Here is a 23741-nt window from a genome sequence, read left to right on the forward strand (position 1 = left end):
ACATCAGATTAAAATAATTCATAAAACATTATTTTTCAATAGGAAAAACACCGCCTATTTAAATATCACAAACAGGCGAACACACATTAAAAACGACTTAATGATATAAATAAGATTCTAAAATAGCGCTACATCTTATACCATTCACAATTCTAATTATAACAATAGGTTGAAGGAGGCCATGTATAGCAGAATTATGAAATGTTATTTATTCACCATACTTATCACTACTAATTACTTTAATGAAAAATAGAGATTATTGAATTAATATCAATTCAATCAATACATGTTATTATTAATAAATAAATTACTATTATCATATTTTACACCAATTCTTCAGAATCATTTTTTCAAAAAAACCAAATAATAACCACACAATTAAATATATTTTCAATATGGTAATAAAACTAAATTACATACCGAAAAATAACAACAATAGCAAAGAAACCTGATTAAATAACTTATATAAAAATAATCCGGTATAAACAACATATACCGGATTATTACGACAACATTAAATTATGCTATATTTCTTAATCTATCCGTATTATAGCGCTTCCCCATCACAATGCATTGTCAATGCCTCATTCAGAGCCCGAGCTAAAGCGATTTTATTTTCATTATTTTCCAATAAACTAAAATGATTACCCGGAACAGCAATCAACCGAAGTGAAGAGTCAGGTATTATCTGTGCCCAACCTAACGATGGGTCAATAGTTAAAGGCTTCGGTTTTTCATCCGTCGCAAAAGGACTCGCAGGGGGACGTTCCATCGCATAAAACTGATGCAGCGTTACCGTTAATACCTGTGGCTCATAATCTCCAACTATTTGCCCATAACACTCTATCCGCTCCCAACTTTTTGCGACTAATTCAGGGCGCAGATTGGCGGGATATAACGCCAATTCCTGTGCCGCTGCAATAAACTGCACCAAATTCAGTTCATCAATTCGCTGGTACAACGCTGCCATCTCCTGAGTGTGCTCTTCCCCAAACTGCCTGACTAACTCGTCAAAGAATTGATATTTGAGTTGCATAGGCTGCTCCCCGATATAATGAGGCGCCGGCGTATCAATCAGTCCCAGGAAGTTCACCGTCTCACCGGCATGCAAAAGCCGCTGGACAATGGCGTAAGCCAATATACCGCCGGAAGAGTAACCACTTATCCGGTACGGGCCTGTCGGTTGAACCGCTTTCATCAAGCTGATCATTCTGGCTGCCTGCTCTTGCATCGTCAACATCGGCTCTTCACTGATGGACGGCCAGGGCAGTGCATAAACCGGATAACCCGACTGAATATGTTGAGCCAACCCGAAGACATAGGAATGGTCACCCATCCCACTGGGCACAAAGAATAACGGCAACTCCGTTCCGGTAGATCGAACAGGTATAGCGCTAGTCTGCGGCTGAGACAGCAAATCTGAGGTAACTTTTGCTGCCAGTTCGGCCAGTACAGGGAACTGGAATAGCGTATTTAACGTACAAATCAAACCACGACCAGCGGCCAGGTTTATCATCCGCATAGCCAGCAACGAATGACCGCCCAGCGCGAAGAAATTGTCATGCCGACTAACCTGTTCAATCCCCAGCAATTCACGCCAAATCGTCGCCAATACGGTTTCCATCTCCCCTTGCGGCGCTTCATAAACCTGATGGACAAAGGCTTGATTATCCGGTACCGGCAACGCACGACGATCCAACTTGCCGTTAGGCGTTAATGGGAAAGCATCCAGATGCACAAAGGCCGACGGCACCATATAGTCAGGTAAAATCGCATTCAGATGGGTATACAGGCGATTAGCTAGTCCCTCATCCGCTGACGCCACAACATAGGCGATCAGGCGTTTATCCAGACCTTCACCCAGAGTCAACACAACCGCTTCTTGTACCGCCGGGTACTCCACCAACCGGGCCTCAATTTCCCCCGGTTCGATCCGGAAGCCACGGATTTTGACCTGATGGTCATTGCGACCAACAAATACTAGGTTGCCATCCGGCAGATAACGGACCAAATCCCCGGTTCGATACATACGGGCATCCGGTTTATCACTAAACGGATCTATGAGAAAACGTTCAGCAGTCAAGTCAGGGCGGTTCAGATAGCCACGCGTCACACCCACACCGCCAATATACAACTCTCCTACTGCTCCCAGCGGTACTGGCTGACCATGGGTATCCAGCAGATAAATCCGTGTATTGGCCATCGGACGGCCAATCGGGATCACCCCATCCGTATAGTCTGACGGGCAACACCAAGTTGTAGCGCAAACCGTGGTTTCCGTCGGGCCATATCCATTGAACAATGCTATCCGGCTGTTCAGTTCCTGAAACAGTGCCGTACCAGGCGCTTCACCGCCCAACATCAATGTCAGTTTTGTCGTTATCACGGGTAAATCAGTACCATCACGAAGCAGGGCCGGTGTCAGGAAGGCGTTAGTCACCGCCTGTTTCTCCAGATAACGCCAGAGGAGATGCGGATCCTGGCGGACAGTATCAGCAGGAATATCCAAGGTCGCTCCACCAGCCAGCGCCATCATGATTTCCCAAACGCTGGCATCAAAGCCAAATGAAGCAAATTGCAATATCCGGCTGGTGACACGCACGTCAAACCGGGCAACTTGCGCCAGCGCCATGTTAACCACGCCATGATGCTCCACCATCACCCCTTTCGGCATACCGGTCGAACCCGAGGTGTAAATCACGTAGGCCAAATGTTGTGAAGTCAGTGCAGGAATCTGCGGGTTACTGTCCGGCTGGTCAGGTTGGGTATTCAAGTCAAGCACCATCAGGTCTGCCAGTACCTTTTCACCCAGCGCAGCACGTCCGGCGTTATCCGCCAGTAAAATGGCCGGTTCAGCATCAGCCAGAATATGCGCCAAACGCTCACCAGGATAAGTAGGATCCAGCGGCACATAGGCCCCACCGGCTTTTAATACCGCCAGCAATCCCACCACCATCGCCGGGGAACGTGACACGCAAATCGCCACCCGCTGATCCGGCGCTACACCCAGCGCAATCAGTTGGTGAGCCAGCCGGTTAGCACAGGCATTCAGTTCCGCATAACTGAGGGTCTGGTTCTCATACTCCAGAGCCGTGACATCAGGATTTTTCTCCGCCTGCCCCTCGAACAATTGATGAATGCATAGCTGCTCAGGATACGCAGTTTCCGTCGCATTCCAGGTTTCCAGCAACAACATACGTTCCGTGTCAGGCAGAATGTTCAACGTTCGTACCGGAGTCTCAGGAGCCTGTTCAAGTGCTTCCACCAGACTTTCCAACGCCTGTTGCATGTAGCCACATACCCTTTCCGGATCAAACGGCTGAACGATTTGGGCCGTCAGTCCCAGCGCATCACCAAAATCCTCCACCGACAGGACAAACGGATAGTTGGTGCGCTCCTGAGCGTCAAGGAATTCAATACCGCTCATGATTTCATCCGACGTCTCCAGTTGAGCATTATGCCGGTAGTTCAGCAGGGTATTGAAGAGTGGAATTCCACCTTGTACACCACTGCAACGCTGGGCCAGCGCCAGTGATGCATGTTCATGCGCCAGCAATCCGGCCAGCCGGTTATGGGCTGTCTGAACGCTATCCCGCACCGGGGTATCATCCATATCCAGCCGCAACGGCAGGGTATTGATAAACAGCCCCATACCACTGTCAGCACCTTCACCAGCTTGCATACGACCAAACAGTACCGTACCGAACACTATCTGTTTCTGACCATCGCTGGTGCGCGATAGCACCTGCGCCCAGGCCAGATGGCATAACGCCGCCAAACTGACACCCAGATGTCTGGCTTGACTACGCAGGCGATCATTCAGCTCAGAAGACAACATCCGGTGCGATTCCGTCACCTGTGAGCCATCATGGCGCACCTCTGTCAACCCGAATGGCAGCGTCGGTTCATCTACGCCTGCCAGCATGTCGGTAAAGAAACGGGTATGCTCCGCCTGACTAACGCCCAGCCGGGCCTGAGCCACCAGATTCCGGAACGGTACTGGCGCAGGCAGGCTGTTCCCCTGTCCGGTCAGATAAGCCTGTACTTCCGTATTCATCACTTCCAATGTCGTATGGTCGCCAATCAGATGATGCTGCAATTGCAGTACTATCCAACGGCCATCGGCTTCCTGCGCCGCCACAAAGCGTAACAATGGGGCCTGACCCAGGTCGAGACGATGATGACGCGGATCAAAACGTTGAAACAGTTGGTCACTAACCGGCCCATTGGCCGGATCCAGCGTTAGTTCAGTGACGGACAATTGGGCCTGACGCCAGACCACTTGAGCCGGTGCTGACAATCCCGCCCAGATAAAGGCGGTACGCAGGATATCGTGCCGGTCAATCACCCGCTGAACCGCCGCCAGATAGCGATCCAGCAGAGACCGGTCAGCAAAGGCTATCTGTCCCATCAACAAATAGGGATCACCATCATCAACCAGCAAGTGGTGGAACAGGATACCGTCCTGCAACGGCGACAGGGCATAGATATCCTGGATATTGCTGATCCCGCCCGGTACCTGTTCGATAATGCCGTCAATCTCTGGCTGAGTCAGGTCAATCAACGGCAGCAAATCCGGGGTTAAAACAGGGGTACCCAATGCAATGCGGTTCGCCGGGATCTGGATTTCCCGATGTTGACCCAGAAATTGAGCCAAGTTACACAGTACCGGGTACTGAAATAATGTTTGTACCGAGACACTCAAGCCAATACGCCGCAAGAGTTCAATCATCCGCACGACCAGCAATGAGTGCCCCCCCAACGCAAAGAAATTATCATGTCGGCTGATCTGTTCAACCCCCAGCAATTCACGCCAGATTGCCGCTAGCGCAATCTCCGTTTCTCCTTGCGGTGCTGCATAAATCTGGCGGGCAAACGCCGCCTCCCCCGGTATTGGCAGCGCCCGGCGATCCAGCTTGCCGTTTGGCGTTAACGGGAAGGCATCCAGACGCACAAAGGCCGTCGGCACCATGTAGTCAGGTAAAATGGCGCTCAGGTAGGTTCGCAGGCGATTAGCCAGCTGCTCATCCTCTGACGCGACCACATAAGCGACCAGCCGTTTGTCTTGTCCGTCACCCAGCGCCAACACAACTGCCTCTTGCACCGCAGGATGCTCCACCAAACGGGACTCAATTTCACCCGGCTCAATACGGAAACCACGGATTTTAACCTGCTGGTCATTACGGCCAATAAATGCCAGATTACCGTCCGGCAGGTAACGGGCCAAATCCCCGGTGCGATACATCCGCGCCCCCGGATCACCACTAAATGGATCCAGAAGGAAACGTTCAGCGGTCAAATCAGGACGATTGAGATAACCCCGTGCTACACCGGCCCCCCCAATATACAACTCTCCTACTGCGCCCAACGGGACCGGCTGGTCGTGGGTATCCAGCAGATAAATCTGCGTGTTGGCCGTCGGACGGCCGATCGGGATCACTCCATTCGTATAGTCTGACGGGCAACCCCAGGCCGTCGCGCAAACGGTGATTTCTGTCGGACCATAAGCATTGAACAACGTTGCCTGACGGCTCAGTGCCTGAAACAAGGCCACACTAGGGGCTTCACCACCGAGTATCAAGGTCGGTTTTATCGTCATCACCGGTAAATCAGCTCCTTCCCGCAGCAGGGCCGGCGTCAGGCAGGCATGCGTCACCCCCTGTTCCTCCAGATAACGCCAGAGCTGGCGCGGGTCCTGACGAACAGTATCAACAGGAATATCCAAAGTCGCCCCAGCGGTCAGCGCCATCATGATTTCCCAGGCACTGGCATCAAAGCCAAATGAAGCGAACTGCAACATCCGATTACCCGCGTTAATGCCAAACTGAGCAATTTTATCCAAAATAAGGTTGATCAACCCACGATGCTCGACCATCACCCCTTTTGGCATGCCAGTCGAACCGGAGGTGTAAATCACATACGCCAGATGCCGGGCAGTCAGCGCCGGGACCTGCGGGTTACTGTCTGGCTGGTCAGGCAGGCTATTCGGGTCAAGTACCCTCTGCTCCAAAAGCGCTTTCTCACCCAGCGCGGTAAGTCCGACATTATCCGCCAGTAAAATAGCCGGTGCGGCATCGGTCAGAATATGGGCCAGACGCTCGCCCGGATAAGCCGGATCCAGCGGTACATAAGCCCCACCCGCTTTCAGCACCGCCAACAGCCCCACTATCATCGCGGGTGAACGTGTCACACAAATCGCCACCCGCTGATCCGGTACGACACCCAGCGCAATCAGTTGATGAGCCAGCCGGTTAGCCCGGGTATTCAATTCCGCATAAGTGAAAATCTGGTCTTCATGCACCAGAGCCATAGCCTCTGGGTTTTCCTCCACTTGTTGTTCAAATAACTGATGAATGCATAACTGCTCAGGGTACGCGGTTTCAGTAGCGTTCCAGGTTTCCAGCAACAACGTGCGTTCCGTTTCCGGCAGAATATTCAACGCCTGTATCGGGGTCTCCGGAGCCTGTTCAAGCGCTTCCACCAAACTTTCCAGCGCCTGCTGCATATAACCGCATATCCTTTCCGGATCAAACGGCTGAACGATTTGGGCCGTCAAACCCAGTGCTTCACCAAAATCCTCCACTGACAGCACAAACGGATAGTTGGTCCGCTCCTGTCCGCCAATAAATTCAATACCGCTAATGAATTCATCCGACATGGCGGATAAGGAATTATGCCGATAGTTCAACAAACTGCTAAAGAGGGGGATCTCGCCCCGTACACCACTGCAACGCTGGGCCAGCGCCAGTGACGCGTGCTCATGTGCTAATAATCCGGCGAGTCGGGTATGGGCAGCCTGCACACTGTCCCGTACCGGGGTATCATTAATATCCAGCCGCAACGGCAAGGTATTGATAAATAATCCCATACCGCTGTCAGCGCCGTCCCCCGCCTGCATACGCCCAAACAGTACCGTACCGAATACTATCTGCTCCTGACCACTGGTACGCGACAACACCTGCGCCCAAGCCAGATGACACAGCGAAGCCAGGCTGACACCCAAACGCCGGGCCTGACTGCGTAAACGATCATTTAGTGTGCCCGGCAGCATCCGGTGGGAATCCATCACCTGCGAGCCATCACGATGCACCTCAGTCAAACCGAACGGCAGAGTGGGTTCATCCACCGCCGCCAGCATATCGGTAAAGAAGCGGGTATGTTCTTCCTGACTGATGCCCAACCGGGCTTGAGCCACCAAATTGCGGAATGGCGCTGGCACAGGAAGACTCTCCTCCTGTCCGGTAAGATACGCCTGTACTTCGCGGTTCATCACTTCCAGCGCTGTATGATCACCGATCAAATGATGCTGATATTCAAACAGAATCCAGCGCTCGCCTGCACCTTCTGGCGCTATCACAAAATGCAGTAAGGGGGCCCGGCTCAAATCAAGGCGATGCCGACGCGGGTTAAAACGCTCAGTTAACTGGTCGCTGATCAGCCCATCGGCCAGATCCAACGCCAGTTCAGTGATTGGCAATTGGGCCTGACGCCAAACCACCTGCGCCGGCACTGACAATCCTTGCCAGATAAAGGCAGTACGTAAAATATCATGCCGGTCAACCACCTTCTGAACCGCCGCCAGATAACGATCCAACAGAGACCGATCAGCAAAGACCATCTGATCCATCAACAAATAGGGATCGCCTTCGTCCTCCAACAGATGATGGAACAAAATGCCATCCTGCAACGGCGACAACGCATAGATATCCTGAATATTGCTGACCCCGCCCGGGACCTGTTCAATAATGCTGTCAATTTCAGGCTGAGTCAGATCAATCAGCGGCAGCAGGTCTGGGGTCAACGCCACCGTATCCGGTGTAATACGGTTGTCTGGCGCCCGGACTTCATTATGCTGAATCAGGGACTGGGCCAAAACACAAAGTGTTGGATACTGGAACAACGTCTGCACCGAGACACTCAAACCAATACGCCGCAGCAGCTCAATCATCCGCACAACCAGCAGTGAGTGACCACCCAACGCAAAGAAATTGTCATGCCGACCAATCTGTTCAACCTCCAGTAACTCACGCCAAATCGCCGCCAGCGCAGTTTCCATCTCCCCTTGCGGGGCTTCGTAAATCTGACGGGCAAAGGCTTCCTCGCCCGGCGCCGGTAGCGCCCGGCGATCCAACTTACCATTCGGGGTCAGTGGAAACGCCTCCAGATGTACAAAGGCCGACGGCACCATATAATCAGGCAAAATAGCACTCAGGTGAGCACGCAGGCCAGCCGTCAGCTCCTCATCCGCTGGCGCCGCCACATAGGCAACCAGCCGTTTATCCTGACCGTCACCCAGCGCCAACACCGCAGCCTCTTGCACCGCTGGGTATTCGGTTAATCGGGTTTCAATTTCACCCAATTCAATCCGGAAACCACGGATTTTAACCTGCTGGTCGTTACGGCCCAGGAATTCCAAATTACCGTCCGGCAGGTAACGGGCCAAATCCCCAGAGCGGTACATCCGGGCATCCGGTTTATGACTAAATGGATCAACCAGGAAACGTTCAGCGGTCAAGTCAGGACGATTGAGATAACCACAGGCAACCCCGTCTCCCCCGATATAAATCTCACCGGCCACACCCAACGGCACCGGCTGACCATAAGCATCCAACAGATAAACCCGCGTATTGCCGATTGGACGGCCAATGGGGATATTTGTCGTCCCCTCCGGCAACGCAGTGATGCAATATGTCGCAGTAAAGGTGGTTCCTTCACTGGGTCCGTAACCATTTAATAGCTGTTGCGGTGGATTATTATGCAGTACCTGAGCAATCACATGGGGATCAAGAGCATCTCCACCGACAATCAGGATTTTGATCTGCGGGAGAACCGGGGATAATTCCGCGGCCAGCCGGTTAAACAACCCAACGCTCAACCACAGGATATTAATTTGATACTTGTGCAAAGCCAGGACCAATTCCGGTGGCGTCAGTAAGGTAGCGTGGTCGATAACCACCAGCGCAGCGCCATTAAGCAAAGAGGCCCAAACTTCGAATGTACTGGCATCGAAAACCGGATTCGCCGCAAAAGCCACCCGATCATCCGGCTCAATTTCAGCATAGCCATTATTGATAACCAGTCGGACCACCGCACGATGCGGCACGATCACCCCTTTTGGCATGCCAGTCGAGCCGGAGGTATACATGACATACGCTGATCCAGCGCTGGAATAAGGTAAGTCAGGATTGAAGCCATCCTCCTCCCCGATTGCGCCCATCTCACCAAAGAGACGAAACAACGGCACAGCCAGGTCAGCCGGGATATCCGCCCGCGTATCAGCGAGCAACAATTTGGCTGAACAATCATTTATCAGCCAGTTTTTCCGTTCATCCGGCACTCTGGGATCAATCGGCACGTAAACGGCGCCAGCTTTGAGAATAGCTAGTTGAGCCACAACCAGTTCAATCGACCGTTCTAACAGGATTGCAACATGCTCATTTGGGTAAACGCCTAGTTCGATCAGTTGGCGGGCTAACCGATTAGCGCGGGCATTCAATTCAGCATAACTTAGCGTTTGATCTCCCGCTATTAGCGCTGTAGCTCCCGGGGTTCTCTCCACCTGCTGTTCAAACAACTGATGAATGCATAGCTGTTCAGGATACACGGTTTCCGTGGCATTCCAGGTTTCCAGCAACAACGTGCGTTCCGTTTCCGGCAGGACGTTCAGTGCCCGTACCGGCGTTTCTGGAGCCTGTTCAAGCGCCTCCACTAGGCTCTCCAGCGCCTGATGCATATAACTGCATAGCCTTTCCGGCTCAAACGGCTGCACGACCTGAACGGTCAGCCCTAAAGTGGAGCCGCCATCCTCTACCGACAGCACAAATGGATAGTTAGTGCGCTCCTGCTCACCGAGGAATTCAATCCCCTGTACAGCCTGATCCGGGGTCATCGGCTGATCATTATGCCGGTAATTCAACAGACTACTAAAGAGTGGCGTACCACTGGCAACCCCGCTGCACCGCTGGGCCAGCGCCAGTGACGCATGTTCATGCGCCAGCAATCCGGCTAGCCGATTATGAGCGACCTGCACGCTGTCCCGCACCGGGGTATCATTCATATCCAACCGCAACGGCAGGGTATTGATAAACAATCCCATGCCGCTGTCCGCACCGGCCCCGGCTTGCATACGACCAAACAGTACCGTACCGAACACTATCTGCTCCTGACCACTGCTGGTACGCGACAACACCTGCGCCCAGGCCAGATGGCACAACGCGGCCAGACTCACCCCCAAATGTCTGGCCTGGCTGCGCAAACGGTCATTCAGCTCAGGAGCCAGCAGCCGGTGCGATTCCGTCACCTGTGAGCCATCACGGCGCACCTCTGTCAGCCCGAATGGCAATGTTGGCTCATCCACCTCCGCCAGCATATCGGTAAAGAAGCGGGCATGTTCTTCCTGGCTGACACCCAGCCGGGCCTGAGCCACCAGATTACGGAACGGCGCCGGCGCCGGCAGACTGTTCCCCTGTCCGGTCAAATACGCCTGCACTTCCGTATTCATCGTTTCCAGCGTCGTATGGTCGCCAATCAGATGATGCTGCAATTGCATGACTATCCAACGGCCATCGGTTTCCTGCGCCACCACAACGCGCAACAACGGGGCCTGACTTAGGTCGATACGATGGTGACGCGGATCAAAACGTTGAAACAGTTGGTCACTGACCGGCCCGTCAGCTGGATCCAAGGTCAGTTCAGTAACGGACAATGTAGCCTGACGCCAGACTACCTGCGCCGGGACTGATAATCCTTGCCAGATAAAGGCAGTACGCAGGATATCGTGCCGGTCAACTACCTGTTGAACCGCCGCCAGATAACGATCCAGCAAGGACCGATCAGTAAAGGCCATCTGATCCATCAACAAGTAGGGATCACCATCATCAACCAACAAGTGGTGGAATAGAATACCGTCCTGCAACGGCGACAAGGCATAGATATCCTGGATATTGCTAACCCCGCCCGGTACCTGTTCGATGATGCGGTCAATCTCTGGCTGAGTCAGGTCAATCAACGGCAGCAGATCCGGGGTCAACACAGAGGTAGCCGATACAATGCGGTTCTCAGGGATCTGGATTTCCCGATGCTGGCCTAAAAATTGAGCCAGGTCACAGAGTATCGGATACTGGAATAACGTTTGCACCGAGACACTCAGATGAATACGCCGCAGCAGTTCAATCATCCGCACAACCAGCAATGAGTGGCCACCTAGCGCAAAGAAATTGTCATGTCGGCTGATCTGTTCAACCCCCAGCAATTCACACCAGATTGCCGCCAGCGCGACTTCCATCTCGCCTTGCGGCGCTACGTAAATCTGGCGGGCAAACGCCGCCTCCCCCGGTGCCGGTAGCGCCCGGCGATCCAGCTTGCCGTTCGGGGTTAACGGGAAGGCATCCAGACGCACAAAGGCCGCCGGCACCATATAGTCAGGTAAAATGGCGCTCAGGTGGCTGCGCAGGCGATTAGCCAGCCCCTCATCCTCTGGCGCGACCACATAAGCGACCAGCCGTTTGCCCTGCCCTTCTCCCAGTGCCAACACAACCGCTTCTTGTACCGCCGGGTATTCCACCAGCCGGACCTCAATTTCACCCGGTTCAATGCGGAAACCGCGGATTTTGACTTGCTGATCGCTACGACCAAAGAATGCCAAATTGCCATCCGGCAGGTAACGGGCTAAATCTCCAGTGCGGTACATGCGTGCATCCGGATCATCACTAAACGGATCAGCGAGAAAACGTTCAACAGTCAAGTCAGAACGATTGAGATAACCCCGTGCTACACCAGCCCCCCCAATATACAACTCTCCCACAGCCCCCAACGGGACCGGCTGGCCGTGGGTATCCAGCAGATAAATCTGCGTGTTGGCCGTCGGACGGCCGATCGGGATCACCCCATTCGTATAGTCTGACGGACAACGCCAGGCCGTCGCACAAACCGTGATTTCTGTTGGACCATAAGCATTGAACAGCGTTGCCTGACGGCTCAGCGCCTGAAGCAAAGCCGCACTGGGCGCTTCACCACCGAGTATCAAGGTCGGTTTTATCGTCATCACCGGTAAATCAGCTCCCTCCCGCAGCAGGGCCGGCGTCAGGCAGGCATGCGTCACCCCCTGTTCCTCCAGATAACGCCAGAGCTGGCGCGGGTCCTGACGAACAGTATCAACGGGAATATCCAAAGTCGCCCCAGCAGTCAGCGCCATCATGATTTCCCAAGCACTGGCATCAAAGCCAAATGAAGCGAACTGCAACATCCGGTTACCCATGTGAATATCAAACTGGGCAATTTTATCCAGAATAAGGTTAACCAGCCCACGATGCTCGACCATCACCCCTTTCGGCATGCCGGTCGAGCCGGAGGTGTAAATCACATACGCCAGATGCCGCGCGGTCAGCGCAGAAACCTGCGGGTTACTGTCTGGCTGGTCAGGCAAACTGTTCGGGTCAAGTACCCTCTGCTCCGAAAGCGCCTTCTCACCCAGCGCCGCACGTCCGGTCACATCAGCCAGTAAAATAACCGGCGCAGAATCGATCAAAATATGAGTCAGACGCTCGCCCGGATAAGCCGGGTCCAGTGGCACATAGGCCCCACCCGCTTTCAGCACTGCCAATAATCCCACTATCATCGCAGGTGAGCGTGCCACGCAAATCGCTACCCGCTGATCCGGTACGACACCCAGCGCAATCAGTTGATGGGCCAGCCGGTTAGCCCGGGCATTCAATTCCGCATAGCTGAAGGTCTGGTCTTCATACACCAGAGCCGTAATCTCTGGGTTTTTCTCCACTTGCCGTTCAAATAACTGATGAATGCATAACTGCTCAGGATATGCGGTTTTCGTCGCATTCCAGGTTTTTAACAGCAATGTGCACTCCGTTTCAGGCAGAATGCTCAGTGCCCGTACCGGGGTCTCAGGAGATTGTTCAAGCGCCTCAAGCAGACTTTCCAACGCCTGTTGCATATAACCGCATATTCTTTCCGGATCAAGCGGTTGCACTACCTGGGCGGTCAGCCCTAAGGATTCGCCAAAATCCTCCACCGATAACGCTAACGGATAGTTGGTCCGCTCCTGTCCGCCAATAAATTCAATACCGTTGACGAATTCATCCGACGTATCCAGTTGGGCATTATGCCGATAGTTCAACAGACTATTGAAGAGAGGGATCTCACCCTGCACACCGCTGCAACGCTGGGCCAGCGCCAGTGACGCATGTTCATGCGCCAATAATCCGGCCAGCCGGGTATGGGCGGCCTGCACGCTATCACTTACCGGGGTATCATCAATATCCAGCCGCAATGGCAGCGTATTGATAAATAATCCCATGCCGCTGTCAGCGCCATCCCCCGCCGCCATGCGTCCAAACAACACGGTGCCGAACACCACTTTTTCCTGACCACTGGTACGCGACAAGACTTGCGCCCAGGCCAGATGACACAGCGCTGCCAGACTAACACCCAAACGCCGGGCCTGACTACGTAAACGGTCATTCAATGTGCCCGTCAGCATCCGGTGAGATTCCAGCACCTGCGAACCATCACGATGCACCTCTGTCAGACCGAACGGCAGTGTGGGTTCATCCACCGCCGCCAGCATATCGGTAAAGAAGCGAGTATGTGCTTCCTGACTCACACCCAACCGGGCTTGCGCCACCAAGTTGCGGAACGACGCCGGCGCAGGCAAGCTGTCTTCCTGACCAGTAAGATACGCCTGTACTTCGCGGTTCATCACTTCCAGCGTGGTATGGTCGCCGATCAGATGGTGCTGATATTCAAACAGAATCCAGCGACCTTCTGCTCCTTCCTGTGCAATCACAAAATGCAGCAAAGGCGCCTGCCCCAAATCGAGACGATAATGACGCGGGTTAAAACGCTGGGTTAACTGGTCGCTGATCGGCCCATCAGCCAGATCCAGCGTCAGTTCAGTGACGGACAATTGCGCCTGACGCCAAACCACCTGCGCCGGCACTGACAATCCTTGCCAGATAAAGGCAGTACGTAAAATATCGTGCCGATCAATTATCTGTTGAACCGCCGTCAAATAATTATCCAACAGCGTCCGGTCAGCAAAAGCCATCTGGCTGATTAACAGATACGGATCGCCTTCATCCTCCAGCAGATGGTGGAACAAAATGCCATCCTGCAACGGCGACAACGCATAGATATCCTGGATATTGCTGATCCCGCCCGGTACCTGTTCGATGATGCGGTCAATCTCGGGCTGAGTCAGGTCAATCAGCGGCAGCAGGTCTGGAGTCAACGCCACCGTATCCGGTGTAATACGGTTATCAGGCACCTGGGTTTCATCATGCTGAACCAGGGACTGGGCCAGAACAGAAAGTGTTGGATGCCGGAATAGTGCTTGTACCGATAAACCCAGACCAATACGTCGCAATCGCTCAATCATGCTCACGGCAAGCAGTGAATGCCCCCCCAACGCAAAGAAGCTGTCATGCCGGCCAACCTGCTCAACGCCCAGCAACTCACGCCAGACCGCCGCCAGCATCGTTTCTATCTTCCCTTGAGGGGCTTCATAGCGCTGACGGGCAAACGCCTCCTCCCCCGGCTCAGGTAACGCCCGGCGATCCAGCTTGCCATTTGGGGTCTGCGGGAAGGTATCCAGACGCACAAAGGCCGCCGGTATCATATAGTCAGGTAAAACTGCGCTCAGGTGTGCACGCAAACGGGCTGCCAACTCTTCCTGCGCTTGCGCTGCCACATAGGCGACCAGACGCTTATCTTGTCCATCCCCCAAAGCCAATACAACCGCTTCTTGCACCGCCGGGTATTCCACCAACCGGACCTCAATTTCCCCCGGCTCAATCCGGAAACCACGGATCTTAACCTGCTGGTCATTGCGGCCCAGAAACTCCAAGTTGCCATCCGGCAGGTAGCGTGCCAAATCTCCAGAGCGATACATCCGGGCATCCGCTTTATGACTAAATGGATCAGCCAGGAAACGTTCAGCAGTCAATTCTGGGCGGTTCATATAACCCCGCGCCACACCCACACCACCAATATAGATTTCGCCAATACTGCCTGATGGCGCCGGTTGACCATCCCGGTCCAGCAGATAAATGCAGGTATGGCTGACCGGCCGGCCGATAGAACGATCATCTGCTGGTGATAATATCGCCTTACAGGTCGCAATCACGGTATTTTCCGTCGGGCCATAGGTATTTAACAGCCGGGGTTGATGAGTTTCCTGCGTAAACCATGCCTGAATCGCGCTCTTCTGTACCGCCTCACCGCCAATAATGATTAATCTGAGGCAATCCGGCAGCGGTAATGTATTATTTCTGGCTGCCAGTTCAGACCAGAATAAGGTTGGCAGGGACATCACCGTGATATGGTTTTGCCGGGTTAAGGCGATGAATTCCTGTATCGAAGTCAGCCAGCTATCATCACGGATAACCAGCGTAGCGCCGTTACATAATGACGAGAAAAATTCTTCTACTGAAGCATCGAAGGCAAAAGAGGAAAATTGCAATACCCGGTCTTGCGCAGTGACGGCATAGGTGTCATTAAAACCCAGATACCGTTGATAAATCGCCTGATGTTCTACCATCACCCCTTTCGGCTGCCCGGTTGAGCCGGAGGTGTAAATCACATACGCCAGATGTTGCGGCGTCAACGCAGACACCTGTGGGTTACAGTCCGGCTGATCAGACAACATATGCAGGTCAAGTACCGTTAGTCCGGCCAGCGCCTCTTCGCCCAGCGCAGCCTGCCCGACTTTATCAGCCAGTACCACTGATGGGACAGCATCATTCAATATATGCGTCAAGCGTTCACCCGGATAAGTTGGGTCCAGCGGCACATAAGCGCCGCCAGCTTTCAGCACCGCCAACAATCCCACCACCATCGCCGGTGAACGCGCCACACAAATCGCCACCGGCTGATCCGGTGTGACGCCCAACGCAATCAGGTGATGGGCGAGACGATTAGCGCGGATATTCAATTCAGCATAGCTGAGGGTCTGTTCCTGATACATCAATGCCGTTGCATCAGGATTTTTCTCCACCTGTTGTTCAAATAATTGATGGATACACCCTTGTTCAGGATATGGTGCGTCGGTGACATTCCAGGTTTCCAGCAACAGCGTGCGTTCTGTTTCCGGCAGGATATTCAACGACCGTACTGGGGTCTCAGGGGCCTGCTCAAGCGTTTCCACCAGACTCTCCAGCGCCTGCTGCATATAACCGCATATCCTTTCCGGATCAAACGGCTGCACCACATGAGCCGTCAGCCCCAAAGTGGAACCGCCATCTTCCACCGACAACCCAAACGGATAGTTAGTGCGCTCCTGTTCACCCAGGAATTCAATCCCGGCCATCGTTTCATCCAGCGGATCCGGCTGCTCATTATGTCGATAGTTGAACAAGGCGCTAAAGAGAGGCGTACCGCTGGCAACCCCGCTGCACCGCTGGGCCAGCGCAAGTGACGCATGTTCATGGGCCAGCAACCCGGCCAGCCGCAGATGCACCTCGCGCACACTGTCCCGTACCGGGGTTTCATCCATATCCAGCCGCAACGGCAGGGTATTGATAAACAATCCCATGCCGCTATCGGCGCCTTTACCTGCCTGCATCCGCCCAAACAGCACGGTGCCAAACACCACTTTCTCCTGCCCACAGATACGCGATAACACCTGCGCCCAAGCCAGATGACACAATGCCGCCAAACTGACGCCCAAACACCGGGCCTGATGGCGCAAACGGTCATTCAACCCAGCCGTCAGCATTCGGTAGGATTCCGTCTCCTGAGAGCCATCATGATGCACATCCGCCAGCCCGAACGGCAGAGTGGGTTCATCCACCTCCGCTAACATGTCGGTAAAGAAATGGGTATGCGCGTCCTGATTCATCCCCAGCCGGGCCTCCGCCACCAGATGACGGAACGGCGCCGAAACAGGCAAGCTCTCCTCCTGCCCGGCAAAATAAGCCTGAACTTCATGTTTCATCACTTCCATCGTTTCATGGTCGCCGATCAAGTGATGTTGCAATTCCAGTAAAAACCAGCGGCCATCGGTTTCCTGAGCGATGACAAAATGCAATAGCGGCGCCTGGCTCAGGTCAAGACGATACCGACTCGGGTCAAAACGCTGGGTTAACTGGTCAACGACCGGGCCGTCAGCCGGGTCTAGCGTCAGTTCAGTCACCGGCAAGGTCGCCTGACGCCAAACTACCTGAGCGGGGACTGACAATCCTTCCCAGATAAACGCCGTACGCAGGATGTCATGGCGATCAACCACCTGTTGCATCGCCGCCAGATAACGGTCCAGCAGAGCGCGGTTTGCAAAGGCCGCCGGATAGAGCACCAGATACGGGTCGCCTTCCTTTGTCAACAAATGATGGAACAGGATACCGTCCTGTAACGGCGACAGGGCATAGATATCCTGAATATTCGCCACCCCACCCGGTACCTGCTCAACAATATGATCAATCTCAGCCTGAGTCAGATCAATCAACGGCAACATCGCCGGTGTTAACGCTGTGGTTGCCGGCGTAATCACATTCGCCGGCACCACCACGGCCCGGTGCTGTCCCAACGTTCGGGCCAGTGCCGACAACACCGGTGATTGGAACAGATCACGCGCCGTCAGTGTCACCCCCTGATGACGCAGACGTTCAATCATCTGCACGCCAAGCAGTGAATGGCCGCCCAACGCAAAGAAACTGTCATGCCGGCTGATCTGTTCAATGCCCAATAATTCACGCCAAAGGGCAGCCAAAGCGATCTCAGCTTCCCCTTGCGGCGCTTCGTAAATCTGACGGGCAAAATCCCCCTCTCCTGGCGCTGGTAATGCCCGGCGATCCAGTTTGCCGTTCGGGGTCTGCGGGAAGGTATCCAGACGCACAAAGACCGCTGGGACCATATAGTCAGGTAAAATCGCACTCAGGTGTTCACGCAAACGGGCAGCCAACCCCTCCTGCGCTCGCGCCGCCACATAAGCGACCAACCGTTTGCTCTGCCCATCATCCAGCGCCAGTACCGCCGCCTCTTGCACCGCCGGGTGTTCTACCAACCGGGTTTCAATTTCCCCTAGTTCAACCCGGAAGCCGCGGATTTTAACCTGCTCATCATTACGACCCAGGAATTCCAAGTCACCGTCCGGCAAGTAACGGGCCAAATCCCCAGTGCGATACATCCGCGCACCCGCTACCGGGCTAAAGGGATCCGGCATAAAACGTTCCATACTCAATGCTGGCCGGTTCAGATAACCCCGCGCCACACCGACGCCGCCAATATACATTTCACCCACGCAGCCTAGTGGCACAGGCTGGCCGTCCCTGTCCAGCAGGTAGATGCGAGCATTTTTAGCCGGCCGACCAATAGAACGATCATCCGCTGGGGATAACACGTCCTTATAGGTTACCGTCACCACATTTTCCGTCGGGCCATAACCATTCAATAGCCGGGGCCGGTGGGTTTCATGGGTAAACCAGTCCTGAATCGCATTCTTTTTGACCGCCTCACCGCCAATAATGATCAACCGGAGGCAATCCGGCAGCGATAACGCCTTATCTCTGGCCGCCAGTTCAGACCAAAATAGGGTCGGCAGGGACATCACCGTAATACGATATTGCTGGGTTAAAGCAATAAACGCCGGCACTGAAGCCAGCCAGCTATCATCGCGAAGAACCAGCGTGGCGCCGTTGCATAATGACGAGAAGAAATCTTCCACGGAAACATCAAAAGCAAAAGCAACAAATTGCAATACCCGGTCTTGCGCGGTGACGGCATAAGTGTCATTAAAACCCAGATACCGTTGATATATCGCCTGATGTTCAACCATCACCCCTTTCGGCTGTCCGGTTGAGCCGGAAGTATAGATGATGTAAGCCAGATGCTGAGGCGTCAACGCCGGGACCTGCGGGTTGCTGTCCGACTGATCGGGCAGCGTATTCGGGTCCAGTACCGTTAATCCGACCAGCGCTTCCTCACCCAATGCAGCCTGACCAGCTGCATCCGCTAATACCACTGACGGAGCCGTATCACTCAGGATATACGCCAGACGTTCCTGCGGATAGGTTGAATCCAGCGGCACATAAGCGCCGCCGGCTTTCAGCACCGCCAATAACCCGACCACCATTGCTGGTGAGCGCGTGATACAAATCACCACCCGCTGATCCGGCGTCACCCCCAACGCAATCAATTGATGGGCCAGCCGGTTGGCGCAGGCATTTAATTCGGCATAACTGAAGGTCTGTTCTTGATACACCAATGCCGTGGCCTGCGGGGTTTGTTCTGCATGCTGCTCAAACAGCTGATGAATACATAACGGGTCCGGATACGGGGTTTCCGTCGCGTTCCAGGTTTCCAGCAACAATGTCCGTTCAGCTTCAGGCAGTAAACTCAGCTGGCAAACGGGGATTTCATCATCCCTCCCTGACAATACCAGCATCTGTAAATGTTCTCCCATCCGCTGAACCACTTCCCCGCTCAGACGGTTTGTATCGTATATCCAGCGAAAACCGCCCTGCGTATTCACCTGGAGGGTCAGCAATTCACCTGGCGCCGCCTGATCGCCGTCCCGGTCATCCGATATCACAGAGACAACGATCTGCCACGGCTGGCGGGTTGCCAATGCCGGGATAGCCTGCAATGAAGGAGAGCGGAAGAGGAGATCACGACTAAATGTCCGATATTGCGCCAGGCGGGCAAGCTCATCATCAACCCAGTCAGCTACCGCCCCCCACGGCTTATCAAATGCCATTTCAACGGCCATAGGCACCACTGGCGCCAAATCTGCCAATGTATCGTTCACCTCATCCACACACCAACCAATTTGGAATTCAGTCTGATGAGTCAAACGGGCAAGGTAAATGACAAATGCCTGCAACAACGTCCCCAATGCGTCCTCTTCACGGTTTTTAGGCAACGGCGGAAGCCATTTGCTCACTGCCCATCTGGGTTCCGCTTGCTCCCCAACAGTCTCGAAAGGCAACTGGAGTGGTTGTAAAGAAACAAGGCGCTTATACCAAAATAATTCACTGGATGTGAACTCCTGGGGAATACTCTTTGTATTTTGAGTCTGTGGTGAAACGTCATTTACGTTAGTTATATTTTCTGACGTCTGTGCGAAGAGTTTAGTGTTAAGAGCACTTCCTGCTTCAGCAATACTATCTTTCATTTACTACTCCAACGAATCTACTAGAAATTTGAAAACTGTCATTCCCGACAATCATCACCAATATTTTTCCCTTACTTCTTGCCCCCAAGAAATAAAAATGGACACGTCTGACATCAATCCGAAATATTCAAACATTGGATGCCATAGCTTAATCAACAGCCATATGACCAATAATTCTACGATGTTAATTCCCCTGACAACGAAATAAATAATTAATTTTATGATACGGAATAAGACATTCCATGTTCGTTCCTATTTTTTAGATAATTTAGATTAACTCCCTATAATTCTTATTGACTTATGGCAAATTACACAATTAAAGCTCAACCCATTCTCTACATTTATTATGACTATCACTGAAGATTAATTTTAGATTAAAAACAACCACATACGACATTACATTACAACAACGAAATAACATCAACAATGTGAACATGATAAAAATAGCAACACCAATTTAACATTATTTCATTACATGTTATCTTATAACAATTAAGTTCTATCGAGAATAAAGACGTTATTACATTTAATACCATTAAGAAATAATTTCAAATTATAATTAATTCCATCGCATATTATCCCGTAATAATAAAATAATATGACGGACATAATCACCAACCCCATACTGCATTGATTATTATGAAAAAAAATCAGGAAAAATCGTTCTTTGGTGCGATTTTCTGGATACCCAGCGATATTGATCAGCACGTGGTACAAGCAACAACAAGGTTTAATGTTATTCAGTCTGAAAATACCGACTAACATATACATTGAGACTGTCCCCACCGATTTTTCACTCTTATCATCACGAATCGTTTAAAATAAATCCAATATATGCCGAGGTGAGATCATAAAATTAAAGTTGATTAAACCAAACTATATCACCACCAAGAAACACATTACCATTATTAAATTCTTCAGATATTTTTTCATCAAAAGAAATATTTTCAGCGAAAACTCTACAACTAAATACAAGATTGAAACACCAAGGAAATCAAAAAAACAAAACAAAACTAATAATAAAATCCGATTTAGATCACATAATAGAAAATTACAACAACAATAGTAACGATCAAATATAGTTAAAACAATTATTATGTGGGTTATAGTTTTACTTTATTTTATTTTAATATAGAAATAATCCAGTATAAAAATATATACTGGATTATCATACCAACATTAAATTATTCTATAATGATTAATATATTCGTATTACAATATCTCCTCATCACAATGTATTGCTAATGCCTCATTCAGAGCATGAGCTAAAGCAATTCTATGCTCCTTATCCTCCAACAAACTAAAATGATCACCCGAAATAGCAATCAACTGAAGTGAAGAGTCAGGCATGACCTGCGCCCAGCCTAATGACGGTTCTATATTTAACGACTCCGGCTTTTCATCCGTGACAAAAGAAACAGAAGGAGAAGGCTCTATCGCATAAAACTGATGCAGCGTTACCGCTAATGCCTGCGGTTCATACTCTCTGACTATTTGTGCATAACGCTCTATCTGCTCCCAACGTTTGGCGATTAAATCAGAGGATAGATTGGCGGGATATAACGCCAATTCCTGTGCCGCTGCAATAAACTGCACCAAACTCAGCTCATCAATTCGCCGGTACAACGCCGCGACCTCTTCTGTGCACTGTTCCCCTGACTGCCGGGCCAGCTCAGTAAAGAAATGATATTTAGGTTGTATGGCCTCTTTCCCTAAAAAATAATGAGGCGCTGGCGTATCAATCCCCCCCAAGAAGTTCACTGTCTCACCAGCATACAAAAGCCGCTCGGCAATAGCATAAGCCAATATACCGCCGGAAGAGTAGCCACATAACCGGTACGGGCCTTCTGGTTGAACCGCTTTCATCAAGCTGATCATTCTTGTCGCCTGTTCTTCCATCGTTAACATCGGTTCCTCACTGATGGACGGCCAAGGCAAGGCATAAACCGGATGGCCTGACTGGATATGCTGGGTCAGCCCGAAGACATAGGAATGGTCACCCATCCCACTGGGGACAAAGAATAGCGGCAATCCTGTTCCATCAGGTCTCACCGATATAGCACTGCTTTGTGGCTGAGACAATAAATCTGACGTGATTTTAGAGGCCAGTTCGGACAGCACCGGGAATTGGAATAAAGCATTTAATGTGCAAACTAAACCATAACTGGCGGCAAGATTGGTCATTCGTATGGCAAGCAGAGAATGACCGCCCAGCACGAAGAAGCTGTCATGCCGGCTGACCTGCTCAACCCCCAGCAACTCACACCAAATCTCTGCCAGTGCAATTTCCGTTTCGCCTTGGGGCGCTTCGTAAACTTGATAAGCAAAGGCTTCATTGTCCGGGGCCGGCAATGCCCGGCGATCCAGTTTACCATTAGGCGTCAACGGAAGGGCATCCAGCCGCACAAAAGCCGACGGCACCATATAATCCGGTAAAGTTGCACTCAGATGAGCACGCAGGCTATTCGCCAGCCCCTCATCCGCTTGCACCACAACATAAGCGACCAGACGCTTATCCTGCCCTTCTCCCAACGCCAACACCACCGATTCACATACCGCCGGGTGTTCTATCAGCCGGGCCTCAATTTCCCCCGGTTCAATGCGGAAACCGCGGATTTTCACCTGCTGATCGTTGCGGCCCAGAAACTCCAGATTGCCATCCGGCATATAACGCGCCAAGTCCCCGGTACGGTACATGCGTGCATCCGGGTGATCACTGAACGGATCAACCAGAAAACGTTCAGCCGTCAATTCAGGATGATTAAGATAACCATAAGCAACCCCATCACCCCCGACATAAATCTCCCCGGCCACCCCCAACGGCACCGGCTGACCATGCGTATCCAACAGATAAACCCGCGTGTTGGCTACCGGTCGGCCAATCGGGATGCGGATCGCTCCCTGCGCTGATGCCGTGATACGGTATGTCGTGGTAAAGGTAGTGCCTTCACTCGGCCCATAGCCATTCAATAACTGTTGTGGCGGACTCGTGCTCAATACCTGCCCGATAACATGGGGATCAAGGGCATCTCCCCCGACAATCAGGAGCTTTATTTGCGGCAGAACCGGAGACAACTCCGCCGCCAGCTGGTTAAACAATCCGACACTCAGCCACAGCGCCGTTATTCGCTGAACCTGTAGAACTTGTACAAACTCCAGCGGTGTCAGCAAAGTGACACGATCGACCACCACTAACGCGCCGCCATTGAGCAACGGTGCCCAGACTTCAAACGTGCTGGCATCAAAAGCCGGGTTAGCCGCAAAAGCCACCCGATCACCCGGCCCAATTTCGGCATAGCCATTATTGATGACCAGCCGGACCACCGCCCGGTGCGGCACCAAGACCCCTTTGGGCGTACCGGTCGAGCCGGAGGTGTACATAATATATGCCAATCCGGCACTGGAACACGGTAAATCAGGGTTTAAGCGATCGCGCGCTCTACACGTATCTGTCTCATCAAAAAGACGCAACAGGGGAACCGTCAGGTTAGCCGGAATATCCTCCCGTGTATCGGTGAGCAACAATTTGGCTGAGGAATCCCTCATTAGCCAGTTTTTCCGCTCATCCGGCATACTGGGATCAATCGGCACGTAAACGGCACCGGCTTTAAGAATAGCT

The 23741-nt window shown here is 52.2% G+C and carries 2 protein-coding genes; both read right to left on the bottom strand.

Annotated elements, in window-relative coordinates; translation table 11 throughout:
* Nucleotides 1-547: 547 nt before the first annotated feature.
* A complete protein-coding gene (locus tag ABR397_RS02735; RefSeq protein ID WP_350304365.1) occupies nucleotides 548-20122 on the bottom strand; it encodes an amino acid adenylation domain-containing protein in 19575 nt (6524 codons plus the stop codon).
* Between the two features lie 1212 nt (nucleotides 20123-21334).
* A partial coding sequence (locus ABR397_RS02740) for an amino acid adenylation domain-containing protein (protein WP_350304366.1) occupies nucleotides 21335-23741 on the bottom strand: 2407 nt, incomplete at its 5' end.

Origin of the sequence: Photorhabdus viridis (assembly GCF_040256935.1) — a bacterium.
In the GTDB taxonomy this organism is placed as follows: Bacteria; Pseudomonadota; Gammaproteobacteria; order Enterobacterales; family Enterobacteriaceae; genus Photorhabdus; species Photorhabdus viridis.